General features: G+C 55.2%; 17 protein-coding genes. 9 read left to right on the plus strand and 8 right to left on the minus strand.

Features of this window, described 5'->3' with window-relative positions:
* Positions 1-4: 4 nt before the first annotated feature.
* From pstA to QWY83_RS13920, 4 genes are all read right to left on the minus strand, one after another.
* Positions 5-1,333 (minus strand): phosphate ABC transporter permease PstA, encoded by a 1,329-nt coding sequence (gene pstA / locus QWY83_RS13905; protein ID WP_249947096.1) that lies wholly within the window; start codon positions 1,331-1,333, stop codon positions 5-7.
* Positions 1,330-2,802, minus strand: coding sequence for a phosphate ABC transporter permease subunit PstC (pstC, locus tag QWY83_RS13910; protein WP_249947095.1), 1,473 nt, complete (start codon positions 2,800-2,802; stop codon positions 1,330-1,332). Before pstC ends, pstA begins: the two co-directional genes overlap by 4 nt.
* 90 nt (positions 2,803-2,892) lie before the next feature.
* Positions 2,893-3,930, minus strand: a complete 1,038-nt coding sequence (locus QWY83_RS13915; protein ID WP_105235098.1) for a substrate-binding domain-containing protein — start codon at positions 3,928-3,930, stop codon at positions 2,893-2,895.
* A gap of 137 nt (positions 3,931-4,067) precedes the next feature.
* Complete coding sequence (locus QWY83_RS13920) at positions 4,068-5,114, minus strand: ATP-binding protein (protein ID WP_249947094.1); 1,047 nt, start codon at positions 5,112-5,114, stop codon at positions 4,068-4,070.
* A gap of 150 nt (positions 5,115-5,264) precedes the next feature.
* Here QWY83_RS13920 and QWY83_RS13925 point away from each other — a divergent pair, with 150 nt between their 5' ends.
* Positions 5,265-5,645 (plus strand): hypothetical protein, encoded by a 381-nt coding sequence (locus tag QWY83_RS13925; protein WP_249947093.1) that lies wholly within the window; start codon positions 5,265-5,267, stop codon positions 5,643-5,645.
* On the opposite strand, the gene QWY83_RS13930 is transcribed toward QWY83_RS13925, so the two are convergent.
* Genes QWY83_RS13930 through QWY83_RS13940 form a run of 3 tightly spaced genes read right to left on the minus strand, consistent with a single transcriptional unit; the run spans position 5,632 to position 7,682 of the window.
* Positions 5,632-6,159 (minus strand): gamma carbonic anhydrase family protein, encoded by a 528-nt coding sequence (locus QWY83_RS13930; protein ID WP_249947092.1) that lies wholly within the window; start codon positions 6,157-6,159, stop codon positions 5,632-5,634. The genes QWY83_RS13925 and QWY83_RS13930 overlap by 14 nt on opposite strands.
* Positions 6,156-6,791, minus strand: a complete 636-nt coding sequence (gene gmk, locus QWY83_RS13935; RefSeq protein ID WP_249947197.1) for a guanylate kinase — start codon at positions 6,789-6,791, stop codon at positions 6,156-6,158. Before gmk ends, QWY83_RS13930 begins: the two co-directional genes overlap by 4 nt.
* 12 nt (positions 6,792-6,803) lie before the next feature.
* Positions 6,804-7,682, minus strand: a complete 879-nt coding sequence (locus QWY83_RS13940; RefSeq protein WP_249947091.1) for a YicC/YloC family endoribonuclease — start codon at positions 7,680-7,682, stop codon at positions 6,804-6,806.
* A 163-nt stretch (positions 7,683-7,845) separates the two neighbouring features.
* Between QWY83_RS13940 and QWY83_RS13945 the strand changes: the two genes are divergently transcribed.
* Entirely contained in the window at positions 7,846-8,460 is a 615-nt protein-coding gene (locus QWY83_RS13945; protein WP_249947090.1) for a PAS domain-containing protein, read from the plus strand.
* Here QWY83_RS13945 and QWY83_RS13950 read toward each other — a convergent pair.
* On the minus strand, positions 8,457-9,827 hold the full coding sequence (locus tag QWY83_RS13950; protein WP_249947089.1) for a class II 3-deoxy-7-phosphoheptulonate synthase: 1,371 nt from the start codon (positions 9,825-9,827) through the stop codon (positions 8,457-8,459). The two genes, QWY83_RS13945 and QWY83_RS13950, sit on opposite strands and share 4 nt — an antisense overlap.
* A gap of 219 nt (positions 9,828-10,046) precedes the next feature.
* On the opposite strand from QWY83_RS13950, the gene QWY83_RS13955 reads away from it, so the two are divergent.
* The 7 genes from QWY83_RS13955 (at position 10,047) to QWY83_RS13985 (ending at position 16,526) form a co-directional block, all read left to right on the plus strand.
* A complete protein-coding gene (locus tag QWY83_RS13955) occupies positions 10,047-11,042 on the plus strand; it encodes a GlxA family transcriptional regulator (RefSeq protein WP_105236351.1) in 996 nt (331 codons plus the stop codon).
* A gap of 160 nt (positions 11,043-11,202) precedes the next feature.
* Positions 11,203-12,378 (plus strand): ABC transporter substrate-binding protein, encoded by a 1,176-nt coding sequence (locus tag QWY83_RS13960; protein WP_105235090.1) that lies wholly within the window; start codon positions 11,203-11,205, stop codon positions 12,376-12,378.
* 92 nt (positions 12,379-12,470) lie between these two features.
* Positions 12,471-13,253: an ABC transporter ATP-binding protein gene (locus QWY83_RS13965; protein WP_249947088.1), complete on the plus strand. Its 783-nt coding sequence runs from the start codon at positions 12,471-12,473 to the stop codon at positions 13,251-13,253.
* Positions 13,250-13,963 (plus strand): ABC transporter ATP-binding protein, encoded by a 714-nt coding sequence (locus tag QWY83_RS13970; protein ID WP_249947087.1) that lies wholly within the window; start codon positions 13,250-13,252, stop codon positions 13,961-13,963. Before QWY83_RS13965 ends, QWY83_RS13970 begins: the two co-directional genes overlap by 4 nt.
* 1 nt (position 13,964) lies before the next feature.
* Entirely contained in the window at positions 13,965-14,195 is a 231-nt protein-coding gene (locus QWY83_RS13975) for a hypothetical protein (protein WP_249947086.1), read from the plus strand.
* 1 nt (position 14,196) lies between these two features.
* The gene (locus QWY83_RS13980) at positions 14,197-15,207 is read left to right on the plus strand and encodes a branched-chain amino acid ABC transporter permease (RefSeq protein ID WP_249947085.1); all 1,011 of its coding nucleotides are present in this window, start codon (positions 14,197-14,199) and stop codon (positions 15,205-15,207) included.
* Positions 15,204-16,526 (plus strand): branched-chain amino acid ABC transporter permease, encoded by a 1,323-nt coding sequence (locus QWY83_RS13985; protein WP_249947084.1) that lies wholly within the window; start codon positions 15,204-15,206, stop codon positions 16,524-16,526. The genes QWY83_RS13980 and QWY83_RS13985 overlap by 4 nt, the downstream gene beginning before the upstream one ends.
* The last annotated feature ends 28 nt before the right edge of the window (positions 16,527-16,554 follow it).

Below are 16,554 nucleotides of genomic sequence, written 5' to 3' on the forward strand. Positions count from 1 at the left end.
CTTCTTACCACCGGCGTTCAAAACGGCGGCGCAGGATGACCGCGATTACGTTCATGGCGAGAAGGAACACCAACAGGATGATGATACCTCCCCAAGCCCGTTCGTAATAGGCTGGATCAGCGCGTTTGGCCCATTCGTAGATTTGAGCAGGCATTGCGGAGTTTGGGGACAGGAAGCCGTCAATTGGACCTGTCGGGTAATTCGTCGCGATAAAGCCGACCATACCGATTAGCAGAAGCGGTGCAGTTTCACCCAAGGCCTGCGCCAAACCGATGATCGTGCCTGTCAAAATGCCAGGCATGGCGAGAGGCAGAACATGGTGGAATACTGACTGCATTTTCGAGGCCCCTACCCCAAGCGCTGCTTCGCGGATCGAGGGCGGAACAGCTTTGAGTGCGGCGCGGGTCGAGATGATGATCGTCGGCAGGGTCATCAGTGTCAGCACCAGACCGCCGACCAGAGGTGCGGATTTAGGCAGGTGGCCGATCTGGATGAATACTGCCACGCCCAAGATACCGAAAACAATCGACGGAACAGCAGCTAGGTTCGAGATGTTCACCTCGATCAAGTCGGTCCAGCGGCTCTTTGGTGCGAATTCTTCGAGGTAGATCGATGCAGCGACACCAATCGGGAGCGAAAGGAAAAGAACCACAAACATCATGAACAGAGAGCCTAGGATAGAGACGCCCATCCCCGCCTGTTCTGGACGTTCTTCGGACGCATCCGAGCCGATGATGAAATCGATATTAAACCGTTTTTCGACCATGCCAATGTCACGCATCTGATCAACCAGATCGAGGTGAGCGGCATCGAGGTTCTTATCGTTCGCGAGAGACTCGCGGGTCACGCGGCCTTTCAAATAGCCATCGACGCGAGAGGAGGTCAGGAAATCGAAGGAAACCGTATCACCGATGCGGTCAGGGTTCGCCAAAACGAAATCACGCATTTGCGCAGGCGCCGAGGACGACAGCATGTCGCCAAGTTTGCCAGCATCCATGTCGGTCTCGATGTTGGCCTCAGACACTTCGGTCAAAAGCGCCGCTTCGATCATTTTGCGATACTGCGACGTTTTCATCATCGACGCTTCTGCAGCCTCAATAGCCGCGGCGTCGAGTGTCACAGGAACGGTCACAAACGTCTGGCGGAATGCGCGGCTACCGTTGAACGCAATCGCGGTCACGAGAAGGATCAGGAACGCGCAGCCGATGGCAATCGCCGTGATGCCATACCACTTGAACCGTGCCTCGACAGCATTGCGATTGCGCGTGCGGGCATCCTGAACGAGCAGCGATGATTTACCCGATGCGGAGTTATTTGCGGACGCGTCGGTCATTCGTACTGCTCCCGATATTTGCGGACAATGTAAAGGGCGAGAATGTTCAGCCCGAGGGTGACAACAAAGAGTGTCATCCCCAAGGCAAAGGCGACCAGAGCGGTGGCCGATGCAAAGTCGGTGTCACCTGTCAGCTGGGCAACGATGCGGGTCGTCACAGTGGTCATCGCATCGAAGGGGTTCAACGACAGCTGCGCCGCGGCCCCTGCCCCAAGCACAACAATCATCGTTTCACCGATGGCACGCGAGGCCGCCAAAAGTACCGCACCTACGATACCAGGCAGAGCGGCAGGCAGGACAACTTGCTTGATCGTTTCCGACTTTGTCGCGCCGAGGCCATAAGAGCCATCGCGCATCGCCTGAGGCACAGCGTTGATGATGTCGTCAGAAAGCGACGAAACAAATGGGATCAACATGATGCCCATTACAAGGCCAGCGGTCATTGCAGCGTCTGCACTACCCATCCACTGAACGCCAAGAACGCCACCGTCACCAAAGGCGGACTTCAGCAGCGGACCAACGGTCAAAAGAGCAAACAAACCGTAAACGATGGTCGGGATACCAGCCAGAACCTCAAGCGCGGGTTTTGCGACGGCACGAACCCCTTTGGACGCATATTCAGATAGGTAGATCGCAGCGAAAAGGCCGATTGGAACAGCAACTAGGAGCGCGATGATCGAGATGTAAACGGTGCCCCACATCAGTGGCAGGATGCCGAGATCGCTTTCGCCTTGGAAACGGGGGAGCCAGTTTAGACCAAAGAAAAAGTCAGTGGCCGAATACATGCCAAAGAACTTCACCGTGTTGAAGATCAGTGAGAGAACGATGCCGATTGTGGTCAGGATAGCGATCGATGCGGCCGTGATAAGAACGTAGCGCACAAAGGATTCGACCTGATTGCGAGCCCAGAGGTCGGGCCGAATTTTCGTTAGTGCAAAGGCGCCGCCAGCAATGGCCGCGGCCAGAACCACGATGGTTTTGAAAAGCGTTCCCGTCGCGTTCATGTTACGTGATGCACGTGCCGCATCAAGAATTTCAGGGGTGATATCAGAGCCTACGACCTTGCCGACTTGGGACAGAAGGCCTTTGATGTTGTCCGTCTCAGCATTCAAAGCTGCGACTTCGTTGTCCGTGATAGCGCCTGCGGCAATTGCGGCGTCCAAACCTTCGGAAACATTGGTCACGTTGGACAAAACGAGCCCAAGCGTCGCACTGTCAGAAGCCTCTACCGATGTAATCATCGGGGCAATCGACATATTAACGATAATGGGCTGGGCGATCATCCAACCGGCGAGGATTGCAATCGACGGAACCATTGCGCCAATCGCAGTGTTCCAGCCGTAAAATCCAGGGAGAGAATGAAGTTTGCGGGAGTCGCCGCCTGCACTCTGTACTGCACGCTGCCGACCCAAAACAAACGCAACCGATGCGATAATGATGAGGGCAATTAAAATCCAGAGAAACGGCATAGGGACCCCAAATGCGTAAATTCTTGTTTGTGCCTTTAGACACGAAAAAGCGGAGGGACGGAACCCGTCCCCCCGCCTATTTCAGGCCGATTAGTTCGAGCCCATGGTCTCTTCGTTAGCAACCATTGCTTGGGTTGCTGCCAGCTCCGGATCCGAAACCAGACCGTAAGCTGCGAGCGGGCCGTCAGGACCAGCGAGTTCGTCAGATACGAAGAACTGTGCGTACTCTTTCAGGCCCGGGATTGCGCCGATGTGAGCTGCTTTGATGTAGAAGTACAGCGGACGCGATACAGGGTATTCTGCAGCAGCGATCGATGCAGTCGAAGGAACAACGCCGTTCATGGTCGCAACCTGAAGTTTGTCAGTGTTGTTTTCGTAGAACGCGAGGCCGAACACACCGATGCCGTTGGTGTCAGCCGCGATACGTGCGAGGGTCTCAGTGTAGTCGCCGTCGATGTCTACGGACAGACCGTCGCCACGGATGGTCATACATGCTTCTTCAGCAGCGTCTTCGTCACCACCGTTGATCTCGAGAATTGCAGCCATCGCGCCAGTGTCTTCACAACCCTGAAGGATTACCTTCTCGTCGAATACTTCGCGGGTGCCGTGCTTGGTGCCCGGGATGAAGGCTTGGATCGGCTGGTCAGCGAATTTTTCGTTTACTTCAGCCCAGTTGGTGTTCGGGTTTGCAACCATTGCACCGTCAACTGGCAGTTCAGCAGCCAGAGCAAGGTACCAGTCAGACGGTGTGAACTCGAAGGAGTTACCGTTGATGTCGGATGCGAACACAATGCCGTCATAGCCGATGCGAACTTGGATGATGTCGGTTACGCCGTTTGCAGCGCAGGTTTCAACTTCCGACGATTTGATAGCGCGCGAAGCGTTTGCGATGTCGATCGTATTCTCGCCTACGCCTTCACAGAAAGCTTTGAGGCCAGCAGACGAACCGCCCGATTCTACAACGGGGGTCGGGAAATCGGTGTTTTCGCCGAATGCTTCTGCAACGATCGAAGCGTAAGGCAGAACGGTCGACGAACCAGCGATCTGGACGTTGTCACGTGCTACTGCAGCAGTTGCGGATACGGCGGCGATCGCCAGGGTCGAGGCGGTCAGTTTCATGAACGACATTAAATAAACTCCTGTCTGTCAGACATGGGTCACACGCGAGCCGCGTGACCTATGCGCCCCACCTAAGGGCGGCGTGACAACCTTTTGTGACACTTTTGTAAGAGTTTTATGACATCCTAAGATTTTTGCAGAAAACTTCATTCAACAGGCAAAATAACTGCGAACTCAGTACCCTCATTTACTACGGAATTGATCCGAAGGCGCCCGCGATGTCGGCTGATGATATGTTTTACAATCGCAAGCCCAAGGCCTGTGCCGCCAACTTCGCGGCTACGGTGGCTATCAACGCGGTAGAATCGTTCAGTCAGGCGAGCAATGTGATGCGCTGCGATCCCTTCGCCATAATCCCGAACGCGCACCGTGATGCCTTGACCGCGCAAAAGTGCACTTTCTTGGGCCTCATCAATGATGACGTCGATTTTGCCACCACGTGCGCCATATTTGATCGCGTTTTCGATAAGATTGCGAAACACTTGACGTAATTGGTTTTCATCACCCGGAATGGACGGAACCGTTGGCGGGAAATGTGTAGTGACAGCGACCGCAGCCTTTTCCGCGACAGGCGCAAGCGCAAGGATCGTCGAATTGAGGATCGCATCAAGGTTAACGGGTTGAACGGGGCGAATGCGTTCATTCTCCTCAACCTTACTCAGCGACAATAGGTCCGAAACCAGCTGCGACATCCGCGTGGCTTCTTGTTCCATGATGGACAGAAACCGATCTTGCGCCTTGGGATCATTCCGTGCGGGCCCACGCAGCGTTTCGATAAACCCCATCAGCGCAGTGAGTGGCGTTTTTAGTTCATGACTGACGTTCGCCACAAAATCGCGACGCATTTTTCCCGCATCTTCAATATCGGTGAGGTCTTCGAAGGTGATCAGGACAGAGGTCCCCTTACCCGTTTCAATCGGAGCAATGTTGACCCGAAACGTCGTATCTCGCCCGCTATCGCGCCCAAGGTAGCGTGATTCTTGCTTCGTCTTCGTGCGAAACACCGTCTCAATCGCGTCGAGGATATTGGGTTGCCGTAACCCCGTAATGCAGTGGCGCCCCACGATTTCCTGACCCAATAAGGCTCGCGCATGCCCATTGGCAACGGTGATCCGTTCGTCTGGTCCAATGATCAAAGCCACCAGTGGCAGGGCTTGGACGATCTGGGCGGGGGTTGGGATATCTGGCGTCATGCCGCTATTCGTAGCGTCCGTTTGTTTCCCTGCAAGTCTTTTCAACTCCCCCTTAAAGGTGATTGCGACATGAGAAATACTCCGTATAATTGTATACGCAGTCGGTGTGTCTGACTGCATGACGAACGACTAAGAGTGGGGAAATCGGGGATGGGAACCCTAAAAGCAACGCGCCTGCGCAGCACTGCGCAGCGATCTGTGATGCTTGTGATTGGACAGAAATCCGAGTGGGCTGATCCGGGTATTGCGGCAGAGGTTGCCGATTATCACTACGTCGATTTTTCCGACTTAGACCGTGTGCTTATGGCGCGTATTGAACCCGACACAGTCGTGTCGTCCCTCTTTGGTCGAGGGTTTGATGCGATTGATATCGCGAAGCAACTTCACCAACTTGAGTTTACAGGGCGCTACCGCGCGCTCACGGGGAACCTGCCCAACCCCGACATGATCCGTCGCGAAGTCGCACAAGTCGCGCCGGGTTTGGATTTTGACGTTCTGAACTTTCTAGCGCCCAAGATCACTCTGCACTGATCGCTCTGAGCCCTTTGCGATAACGCTCTGCGTTTTTCTGATAGCTCAACGCCGATCTGGTCAGACCTTCGATGGCGTCGTCGGTCAAGGTACGGATGATCTTACCCGGTGCCCCCATGACGAGCGACCCATCGGGGATCACTTTGCCCTCGGTGATCAATGCCCCTGCCCCGATCAAGCAGTTTTTACCGACCAAAGCGCCGTTCATCACCATCGCACCCATCCCGATCAATGTGTTGTCGCCAATGGTGCAGCCGTGAAGCATAACCTTGTGACCGATGGTGCAGTTTTTACCGATGGTGAGCGGATACCCCATATCTGTGTGGAGCACGCTGTTTTCTTGGATATTGCTCCCCTCGGCGAGTGTAAGCATTTCGTTGTCACCGCGCAGCGTTGACCCAAACCAGACCGAAGATTTCGCGGCCAGCGTCACCTTGCCGATCAAGTTCACATCGTCAGCAACCCAAGCGCTTTCATCAATAATCGGGGCGATTCCGTCGAGTTCGTAAATCATCTGGCTTCAAACTCCTTGTTCAATCCGCGGACAAATTCATTGAGGCCCGGTTGACGATTAGCACGGGACCGTTCCGCCATGAGGATCGTTTTTAGTTCGGCTTCGGCGGCATCCACGTCGCGGTTCACGATCACATAGTCATATTCAGCCCAATGGCTGATCTCATCGCGACTTTGGGCCATGCGGTTCGCGATCACCTCATCGCTGTCTTGTGCACGTCCACGTAGGCGCGATTCCAGATCAGCGATCGACGGAGGCAGAATGAAGATCGACACAACGTCATTGGCCAAGGCAGAGCGTCTGATTTGTTGACCGCCTTGCCAATCGATGTCGAAAATCGTGTCACGACCAGCCATCATAGCTGTTTCAACGGGGCCTTTCGGTGTGCCGTAGTAATTCCCGAAAACTTCCGCATGTTCTAGCATGTCGCCAGCGTCGACCATCGCTTCAAATTCGGGCTTGGTTTTAAAGTAATATTCGACACCATCGGTTTCGCCGGGGCGCGGATTGCGCGTGGTGGCCGAGACCGAAAACGAAAGTGTCGGGTCCCAGGCCATCAAACGTTTCGCCAATGTGGATTTCCCTGCCCCTGACGGCGAGGACAAAATGATCAAGAGACCACGGCGTTGGATGGCAGACATCAATTACTCCACATTCTGAATTTGTTCGCGCATCTGTTCGATGACGGCTTTTAACTCTAGCCCAACGGCCGTAAGCCCAACAGCCTGAGATTTCGAACACAGGGTATTGGCTTCACGGTTAAATTCCTGCGCGAGAAAGTCGAGCTTGCGTCCCGCAGGGGCCGGATCGCTGATCAAACCACGGGCCGCATCGACATGAGCGCGAAGACGATCCAATTCCTCGGTCACGTCTTGTTTTACCGCAAGAACAGCGAGCTCTTGGGCCAGCCGTTGATCATCGACCTCTGCAATATCGGCGAGCACACGTTTCATCGCAGAGGTAAGTGCAGCGCGAACGTCGGCCTTACGCTCTTCGGCAGTAATCGATGCCTTTTCAATGAGTTCTTCGATCTTATTGAGGTGGTCTGTCACAACCGCATGCAGCGCCCGCCCTTCGGTTGCCCGCATCGCGGCGAAATCGTCGAGCAAGGGGCCAAAGTCATCGATCAAGTGTTTCAGAAGGTCGTCGTCATCTTCGGACAGGTTCGTTGGAACGAAAACGCCTTTGATATTGAGGATTTCGGCCGAGGTCGGGGTGTTGACCTGTAGCCCCATTGCTGCTGCACGTGCCTCGATGCGGCCAAGTGCCTCCAAAGCGCGGTCCAACGCTGCGGTGTCCACATCCAGTTTTTTATCTGTCTCGTCCCGCGTAAGCCGCAGGTTCAAGGTGATGTTCCCCCGCGAAAACCGTTTGGTCAGCGACGTGCGCACCGATTGTTCCAGCCCTTCAATGCCGTCTGGGAGGCGTAGGCGAAGGTCGAGTCCCCGTGCGTTCACGCTGCGAATGTCCCAACTCCATTGGGTTGCGCCATGTGCGCCCGTTCGGCTGGCGAATGCGGTCATTGATCGGATCACGATGGCCTCTCCTTTTGTTGCCAATGGCTTAATGCAAATTGGGGCACTGCGGCAAGTGGCGCGACGGCCTGTTAACCTTGATGCGCGAAGGGTCGTGTCAATTTGAATGAATTGTTTTATGAATTTGAATCACCCGTTAAGGATGTGCGACATGGACACGCCACACCAAACAAATAGCGAAACGCTCAAGGTGCTTGAGGCCTATTGGCATGAATTGCGCGGCCCTAAAACGTTGCCTGAACGTCGTGCCATTGATCCAACGCGAATTGACGCGGCTCTGCCCTATTCTTTTATCTTGGAACGTGTGGCCCCGGGTGTAGGGCGGTTGCGTGTCAGCGGTCAAAAAATCAACGACCTGATGATGATGGAGGCGCGCGGCATGCCTCTGTCCATGCTGTTTGAACCGACCGAACGGGATCGTTTGCAGACCTATGTTGAGGCGTGTTTTGCCGATCCAGCGATTGTCGAGCTGTCGTTGACCACTCAAAGTGGCCTCTCGCGGCCAAAGTTTACAGGGCGGCTCCTCTTGATGCCGCTCGCGGGTGTGAACGGAATCCCGACGCGGGCACTTGGTGCAATTGTGACTGAAGGTATTCAGGGGCGCAGCGCACGTCGGTTCTCTATCGAAGTCCCAGCCCCTGTTCGTCACGAAAAGATCAATATTGCCCCCATGCAGGCTTTTGATCAGGCGCTCTATGCGGGTGAACGAAAAAGGCCGACCCAACGGCCGGCCCTTCGTTTGGTTGTCGACAACGACCGCGATTAAGCGTTTGCCGCTGCTGCCAGTTTTTCGCGACGCGCAGAGAGTTCTTCCGCAACAAGGAACGCAAGCTCCAGAGATTGCGACGCGTTCAGACGCGGGTCACAGGCGGTGTGGTAACGATCGCTGAGATCCTCATCGGTCACAGCGCGAACACCACCCGTGCATTCGGTGACGTCTTTGCCTGTCATTTCGAAGTGTACACCACCCGGGATCGATCCTTCAGCGTTGTGAACTGCAAAGAATTCGCGGACTTCACGCAGTACGCTGTCGAATGGACGGGTTTTGTAGCCTGTCGACGACTTGATCGTGTTGCCGTGCATCGGGTCACAGGTCCAAACAACGTTTGCGCCTTCTTCCTGAACAGCTTTGATCAGGCGTGGCAAATGTTCACCGACGTTGCCTGCACCGAAACGCGCGATCAGAGTCAGACGACCTGCTTCGTTCTGTGGGTTCAGCGACGCCATCAACGATTTCAGGTGACCAGAAGTCATCGAAGGACCGCATTTCAGGCCTATCGGGTTCTGAACCCCTTTGCAGAATTCAACGTGCGCGCCATCAGGCTGACGGGTACGGTCACCGATCCAGATCATGTGACCCGAACCTGCAAGCCATTTGCCCGAGGTCGAATCCAGACGGCAAAGAGCTTCTTCATATTCCAAGAGCAGCGCTTCGTGGCTGGTGAAGAAGTCGACGGTCTGCATCGCATGGTTCGCCTCATCACGAATGCCAGCAGCGTTCATGAAATCAAGCGTATCGCTGATGCGGTTTGCCAGTTCGCGGTAACGCTCTGCCTCAGGAGACGCGGTGAAACCAAGCGTCCAAGAGTGCACTTTGTGCAGGTCAGCATAACCGCCTGTCGAGAATGCGCGCAGAAGGTTCAGCGTTGCAGCGGCCTGCGTGTAGGCCTGCAGCATACGGTCTGGATCAGGAATGCGAGCCTCAGGTGTGAAGTCGAAACCGTTGACGATGTCGCCACGGTAGCTCGGCAGTTCCGCGCCATTGATCACTTCGGTCGGTGCCGAACGCGGCTTTGCCATCTGGCCAGCCATACGACCTACTTTGACCACAGGAACCTTCGCACCGTAGGTCAGAACCATTGCCATCTGCAGCATCACCTTAAAGGTGTCGCGGATGTTATCAGCCGAAAATTCAGCAAAGCTTTCAGCGCAGTCACCGCCCTGAAGAAGGAAGGCCTCGCCACGGGAAACTGCACCCAGTTTCGCTTTGAGTTTGCGTGCCTCGCCAGCAAAGACCAAGGGCGGATAGCTTGCCAGCTTCGCTTCTACAGCGTTCAGCTTTGCCTCATCCGTATAGTCGGGCATCTGAACCCGCGGTTTTGCACGCCAGTCCGTTTTCTGCCACTCGGTCATTGTCTCGCTCCGTTTTGCGTTCAAATTCGACCCGCATAATCGATTTTAGCGGTATCAGGACGCGTTTATAGCTTCTGACTTTGACACGGCAACGTAAAAATCACTTTACTCAATTTGTGACCTGTCCTTTAGCGACACTGAGGTCGCAAACAAACAACTCTTGCCTTTGTCGAGAAAAAGATGTTGTGGTCGAAAATCACCTCCGTTTTCGAGACCCAAATGGACACAGAAATTCAAATCGTCGAAGTCGAAGCGCCCAAGAAAGCAAAGCGTTTTGTCTTCGTGCTCTTGGAACAATTTACTATGCTGTCCTTTGCCAGCGCGGTGGAGTGTTTGCGCATTGCGAACCGCATGTCGAATGCTGAGCTGTATTCATGGGCTCTCGCGGGTGATGGCGGCGAAATGGTCGCCTGTTCGAACGGAACTGAATTTAAGCTGCAGATGGACCTCGATGAACTCACCCGCGACGATGTTGTTATCGTGTGCGGTGGAATCGATGTTCAAAAAGCCACGAACAAACGCGTGCTGAATTGGCTCCGGCGTGAGGCGCGTCGTGGCGTGGTTATGGGCGGTCTCTGCACGGCGAGCTATGCGCTGGCCAAAGCGGGTCTCCTTGATGGAAAACGTGCGACGATCCACTGGGAAAACCAAGACAGCTTTGCCGAAGAATTCGAAGAAGTTGACCTGACGAAATCGGTTTTCGTCGTCGACGGAAATCGCATTACGGCTGCCGGTGGCACGGCCTCCCTCGATCTTATGCTGAAAATCATCGCGGACGATCACGGTGAAGAGCTCGCCAGCGCAGTGGCAGATCAGCTGATCTATTCGTCGATCCGCACCGACCAAGACACACAACGTTTGTCTATCCCGACCCGCATCGGTGTTCGCCATCCAAAACTGAGCCGCGTGATTCAGATGATGGAACAGAACATCGAAGAGCCAATCAGCCCAGCGACCCTCGCCAAAGACGTGGGCATGTCGACCCGCCAGCTAGAGCGCCTCTTCCGTCGATATCTTACACGGTCGCCAAAGCGCTATTATATGGAACTGCGTCTTCAAAAAGCGCGGAACCTGCTGATGCAAACCGACATGAGTGTGATCAACGTCGCTCTCGCCTGCGGCTTTGCCTCACCGTCGCATTTTTCGAAATGCTATCGTGCGCATTACCAGACCACACCCTACCGCGAACGCGGTGCACATGGGCGTCGCGACTAGTCAAATCTCTGCTTTCTTGACCGTTTTAGGCGTCTCGCAGGCTAATTGACGGAGTTTACACCCGTCTGCGGGAAAATTCACCTTGCGTCACCGCTTCACTTTTCCAAATGGTCCAATTAGCTTCGCTACAGGATAAGAACATCCGATAGGGAGTCTAAAAATGAAAAAACTGCTGCTGGCCACTGCGGCCACCGCTCTGGTTGCTGGTGCTGCTTCGGCAGACGAAGTGAAACTGGGCGTTATCCTTGGTTTCACTGGTCCGATCGAATCGCTGACACCTGACATGGCTGCTGGCGCTGAAATGGCGATGGCCGAAGTTTCTGCATCGGGCAACCTGCTCGGCGGTATGACTGTTACGCCAATCCGCAAGGACTCGACCTGCGTTGACGCTGCTGCTGCGACCGCTGCTGCCGAAGAACTGATCGCTGAAGGCGTTGCTGGTATCTTTGGTGCTGACTGCTCTGGTGTAACCGGTGCGATCCTCCAGAACGTTGCTGTGCCGAACGGCATGGTTATGGTTTCGCCGTCCGCGACCTCCCCGGGTCTGTCGACCGTCGAAGACAACGGTCTCTTCTTCCGCACTGCACCGTCTGACGCACGTCAGGGCGTTGTGATGGCTGAACTGCTCAAAGAGCAAGGCGTTGGCTCGGTCGCTCTGACCTACATCAACTCCGACTACGGCAAAGGCCTCGCAGACAGCTTCCAAGCTGCATACGAAGGCATGGGCGGCACCGTCACTATCTCTGCTGCGCACGACGTTGGCAAAGGTGACTACTCTGCAGAAGTTGCAGCGCTGTCCTCCGCTGGCGGTGAGCGTCTGGTTGTTGCTGGCTACGTTGACCAAGGTGGCGGCGATATCGTTCGCGCATCGATCGACGCTGGCGCATTCGACCTGTTCCACTTCCCTGATGGGATGATCGGTGACGCACTGCCGGCAACTTTCGGTGCTGACATCGACGGCTCCTACGGTCAGGCTCCTGGCTCGGACAACCCCGGCTACCAGACTTTTGTTAGCCTTGCAGAAGGCTTCAACGGCGAAGGCACCTATGCGTCGGAATCCTATGACGCTGCAGCTCTGATCCTGCTTGCTATGCAGGCTGCTGGTTCGACCGACCCGAACATCTACAAAGAATACGTAGAGTCGGTTGCGAACGCTCCAGGTGAGCCGATCATGCCGGGCGAACTGGGCAAAGCTCTCGAAATCCTCGCAGCTGGCGGCGACGTTGACCTGATTGGCGCGACTGGCGTTGAACTGGTAAACGGCGGCGAAGCTGCTGGTTCCTACCGCGTTGTCACCTTTGAAGGTGGCGAAATGGTAACCGCTGAATACCGCTAATCGTCAGAAATGACGTTCTTTGCGGCGCGGGGTTTGTCCCCGCGCCGTTTTCCATAAGATGAGCGCGATCAATCGCGCCGTTGGGGATCAAAATGATTGTCGTCGACAACCTCCATAAACACTTCGGCGGCTTTCATGCCGTAGACGGAGCTTCGCTGAGCATCGAAAAAGGCTCGATCACTGGGTTGATCGGTCCAAATGGTGCCGGAAAAACCACTCTTTTCAACGTGATCGCGGGCGTTCTTGAGCCGACATCTGGGCGTGTGATGATGGACGGTGAGGATATCACTGGCCTGCCGCCGCATGAACTGTTCGGTAAGGGCCTCCTGCGGACGTTCCAAATCGCGCATGAATTCCATTCGATGACCTGCCGTGAGAACCTGATGATGGTTCCCGCTGGTCAATCGGGCGAAACCCTCTGGAACACATGGTTCGGTCGCAAGCGTATCGCGGACGAGGAACGCGCCTTGCGTGCCAAAGCGGATGAGGTTCTAGAGTTTCTCACCATCAGCCATTTGGCGGACGAAAAAGCGGGCAACCTCTCTGGCGGCCAGAAAAAGCTGTTGGAGCTTGGCCGCACGATGATGGTCGACGCAAAGATCGTGTTCCTCGACGAGGTTGGCGCAGGTGTGAATCGCACCCTCCTCATGACCATTGGTGATGCCATCCTCCAGCTCAACAAAGAGCGCGGCTACACCTTCGTCGTTATCGAACACGACATGGACTTCATCGGCAAAATCTGTGGCCCCGTCATTTGTATGGCAGAGGGCAAGGTTCTGGCCGAAGGAACACTCGCTGAAATCAAGGCAAACGAGCAGGTAATCGAAGCCTACCTCGGCACTGGCCTCAAGAACAAAGACAAGGTGGGCGCATGAGCGAACCATTCCTGATCGGGGACAACATGACGGGCGGCTATGGCCGCGGTCCTGACATTCTCCACAATTGCACAATCTCTGTGAACAAGGGCGAAATCGCCGTGATCGTTGGCCCGAACGGGGCCGGTAAATCGACCGCGATGAAGGCGACCTTTGGGATGCTGAACGTCCGCTCTGGTGCTGTGCGACTTGATGGTGAGGACATCACCAAACTTTCGCCGCAAGAGCGCGTGATGAAGGGCATGGGTTTTGTCCCGCAGGTGCGCAACATCTTCCCATCGATGACGGTCGAAGAGAACCTCGAAATGGGCGCCTATATCCGCACCGACGATTTCCGCGAGACGATGGAACAGGTCTATGACCTTTTCCCGATCCTGCGTGACAAGCGTTTTCAGGCAGCGGGCGAACTGTCTGGCGGTCAACGTCAGCAGGTGGCAGTTGGCCGTGCTCTAATGACAAAGCCCAAAGTGCTCCTCCTTGACGAGCCAACCGCTGGCGTATCGCCCGTTGTGATGGACGAACTCTTTGACCGTATCATTGAGGTCAGCCGCACAGGTATTCCGATCCTGATGGTGGAACAGAACGCCAAACAGGCGCTCGAAATCGCCGACCGTGCTTATGTTCTGGTTCAGGGCGCAAACGCCCACACTGGCACGGGCAAAGACCTACTGGCCGACCCTGAAGTCCGCCGTTCCTTCCTCGGGGGTTAAGATGAGCTTTCAAAAATGGGGAAAGGTTGCTGCAACTGTCATGGTTGTCTTTGGGTTAATTAGTCTAATTGCAGGAACTTTGTTCGAAACAACTTCCTTGGCTGCTTCGTTAGGTGCTCCTGCCGATGGTAGTATCCTGCATTCACAGGGTTTCATGATGCTCTTCGCTGGTATGGTGATCGGTAACTTGGCCGAGATTAATCAATCACTTTCGAATAGAATGCGGGGTTAATATGGATTTCCTCAACGCTGTGGTGGCAATCACCAACCTCCTTATCATTCCCGCAACGACCTATGGCGCTCAGCTTGCTCTGGGTGCGTTGGGTGTGACGCTGATCTATTCGATCCTGCGGTTCTCTAACTTTGCGCATGGCGACACGATGGCCTTTGGCACCGTAGTAACCATTGGCATTACGACGTTGTTCCAATCGTGGGGCATCAGCCTCGGGCCGCTTCCAACCGCCCTCTTCGCCCTGCCCTTTGCCATTGCGATTACGGCGGTTCTGCTCGTCGGCACCGACTTTGCGATCTACCGCTTTTATCGCAAGAAACGCGCTGTTCCGATCATCTTTGTGATGGCGTCTTTGGGCGTTATGTTCGTGATGAACGGCCTTATTCGTTTCATGGCTGGCGTGAAGGACCAAACCTTTGACGACGGCACGCGCTTCATCATCAAGGCGCGAGATTTCAAAGAGTGGTCTGGCCTTGACGAAGCCCTCTCGCTGCGCACGACCCAAGTTCTAACCCTCGTTGTCGCAATCGCGATTGTGGCGTGGCTGTTCTGGTTCCTGAACAAGACCCGCACGGGTAAATCCATGCGCGCCTTCTCGGACAACGAAGATTTGGCGCTCCTGTCGGGTATCAACCCGAACCGGGTTGTGATGGTGACTTGGGTGATCGTGGCGATGCTCGCGACGACGGCTGGCGTTCTCTATGGCCTTGATAAGGCCTATTCGCCTTACACCTACTTCCAGCTTCTGCTGCCGACCTTTGCGGCCGCGATCGTTGGTGGTCTTGGCAACCCGCTCGGTGCAATTGTCGGCGGCTTCGTCGTGTCTTTCTCCGAGGTCATGGTCACCTACGTTTGGAAGAAGGTCGCAATCTATCTGCTGCCCGAAGCACTAGAGCCGAATGGTCTGCTCCAGTTGATGTCGACCGAATATAAATTCGCGGTCAGTTTCGCGATCCTAGTTGTCGTGCTTCTGTTTAAACCGACCGGCCTATTCAAGGGGCAATCCGTATGACCCAATCCATGCGTGCAATCCTATTCTTTGGTTTCATGGCTGCGCTCTTTATCATTGAGGGCAGCACGAACTTTTGGATATTTTCGGGCTCATGGAACACCTCCCTGGTGATCCTGAACATGGCGCTGGTTTCGGCTGTCATGGCGTTGGGGGTGAACCTCCAGTGGGGCTATGCGGGTCTGTTTAACACGGGCATCATGGGCTTTGTGGCCTTGGGTGGTCTGGCTGTTGTGGTGACCTCGCTTCCGCCCGTGACAGAGAGCTGGTCGGCTGGTGGGTATCGGATCATCCTAGGTCTGATCCTTGGTGCGCTGACCATAGCTGGCACGATCCTGATGCGCATGAAACTGCCCCAAGGTCGTCTGCGTGGCGCACTGACCCTCGCGATCCTGATCGGTGGTTTCTTTCTCTACCGCGCTGTGTTTGATAGCGGCGTTCAAGCGGTAGAGGCGATTGATCCGTCGGTCACAGGGAACATTGGTGGCCTTGGCCTGCCTGTGTTGGTCGCTTGGCCTGTTGGTGGTCTCCTTGCGGCGGGTGCTGCGTGGATTATCGGTAAAACGGCTCTTGGTCTGCGGTCTGACTACCTCGCCATTGCGACACTCGGCATCGCCGAGATCATCGTTGCTATCCTTAAGAACGAAGAGTGGCTGTCGCGTGGTGCAAAGAACGTGAACGGCCTGCCGCGTCCTGTTCCTTACGAAGTCGACCTTCAGCAGAGTGCCGAGTTTGTGGCGAATGCGGCGAGCCTTGGCCTCGATCCAGTTACAGCATCGACGCTCTACGTGAAGATCGGTTACGCACTGTTGTTCACCGCTGTGCTTGTGACGATTCTCGTTCTGTCGCAGTTGGCGCGTCACAGCCCATGGGGCCGTATGATGCGCGCCATTCGGGATAACGAAACCGCTGCGCGTGCGATGGGCAAGAACGTCACACGCCGTCACCTCGAGATCTTTATCCTCGGGTCTGCGGTCTGTGGTTTCGCAGGCGCAATGATGACAACGCTTGATGGTCAGTTGACCCCTGCGTCTTATCACCCACTTCGTTTCACTTTCCTCATCTGGGTGATGGTGATCGTTGGTGGCTCTGGCAATAACCTCGGTTCTGTTCTCGGTGGCTTCCTGATCTGGTGGCTCTGGGTCAAGGTTGAACCGCTGGGCCAGTGGCTCGCCCAAGTGTTGACCTACGGATTGCCCGAAGGTCACTGGGTTGCCGTTCGCATCACAGAGGCCGCAGCACACATGAGGCTCTTTACCATGGGCTTGGTCCTTCTGTTCGTCTTGCGGTTCAATCCCCGCGGCATGCTTCCAGAAAATTAACAAAGCGGGGCCTCAGGGCCCCGTTTTC

The sequence above is a fragment of the Marivivens donghaensis genome, assembly GCF_030410045.1.
GTDB lineage: Bacteria > Pseudomonadota > Alphaproteobacteria > Rhodobacterales > Rhodobacteraceae > Marivivens > Marivivens donghaensis.

What these genes read in the sequence shown, in the direction of transcription:
- pstA (WP_249947096.1), bottom strand. Translation starts at nt 1,333, where the DNA reads ATGACCGACGCGTCCGCAAATAACTCCGCATCGGGTAAATCATCGCTG.
- pstC (WP_249947095.1), bottom strand. Translation starts at nt 2,802, where the DNA reads ATGCCGTTTCTCTGGATTTTAATTGCCCTCATCATTATCGCATCGGTT.
- QWY83_RS13915 (WP_105235098.1), bottom strand. Translation starts at nt 3,930, where the DNA reads ATGTCGTTCATGAAACTGACCGCCTCGACCCTGGCGATCGCCGCCGTA.
- QWY83_RS13920 (WP_249947094.1), bottom strand. Translation starts at nt 5,114, where the DNA reads ATGACGCCAGATATCCCAACCCCCGCCCAGATCGTCCAAGCCCTGCCA.
- QWY83_RS13925 (WP_249947093.1), top strand. Translation starts at nt 5,265, where the DNA reads ATGGGAACCCTAAAAGCAACGCGCCTGCGCAGCACTGCGCAGCGATCT.
- QWY83_RS13930 (WP_249947092.1), bottom strand. Translation starts at nt 6,159, where the DNA reads ATGATTTACGAACTCGACGGAATCGCCCCGATTATTGATGAAAGCGCT.
- QWY83_RS13940 (WP_249947091.1), bottom strand. Translation starts at nt 7,682, where the DNA reads ATGACCGCATTCGCCAGCCGAACGGGCGCACATGGCGCAACCCAATGG.
- QWY83_RS13945 (WP_249947090.1), top strand. Translation starts at nt 7,846, where the DNA reads ATGGACACGCCACACCAAACAAATAGCGAAACGCTCAAGGTGCTTGAG.
- QWY83_RS13950 (WP_249947089.1), bottom strand. Translation starts at nt 9,827, where the DNA reads ATGACCGAGTGGCAGAAAACGGACTGGCGTGCAAAACCGCGGGTTCAG.
- QWY83_RS13955 (WP_105236351.1), top strand. Translation starts at nt 10,047, where the DNA reads ATGGACACAGAAATTCAAATCGTCGAAGTCGAAGCGCCCAAGAAAGCA.
- QWY83_RS13960 (WP_105235090.1), top strand. Translation starts at nt 11,203, where the DNA reads ATGAAAAAACTGCTGCTGGCCACTGCGGCCACCGCTCTGGTTGCTGGT.
- QWY83_RS13965 (WP_249947088.1), top strand. Translation starts at nt 12,471, where the DNA reads ATGATTGTCGTCGACAACCTCCATAAACACTTCGGCGGCTTTCATGCC.
- QWY83_RS13970 (WP_249947087.1), top strand. Translation starts at nt 13,250, where the DNA reads ATGAGCGAACCATTCCTGATCGGGGACAACATGACGGGCGGCTATGGC.
- QWY83_RS13975 (WP_249947086.1), top strand. Translation starts at nt 13,965, where the DNA reads ATGAGCTTTCAAAAATGGGGAAAGGTTGCTGCAACTGTCATGGTTGTC.
- QWY83_RS13980 (WP_249947085.1), top strand. Translation starts at nt 14,197, where the DNA reads ATGGATTTCCTCAACGCTGTGGTGGCAATCACCAACCTCCTTATCATT.
- QWY83_RS13985 (WP_249947084.1), top strand. Translation starts at nt 15,204, where the DNA reads ATGACCCAATCCATGCGTGCAATCCTATTCTTTGGTTTCATGGCTGCG.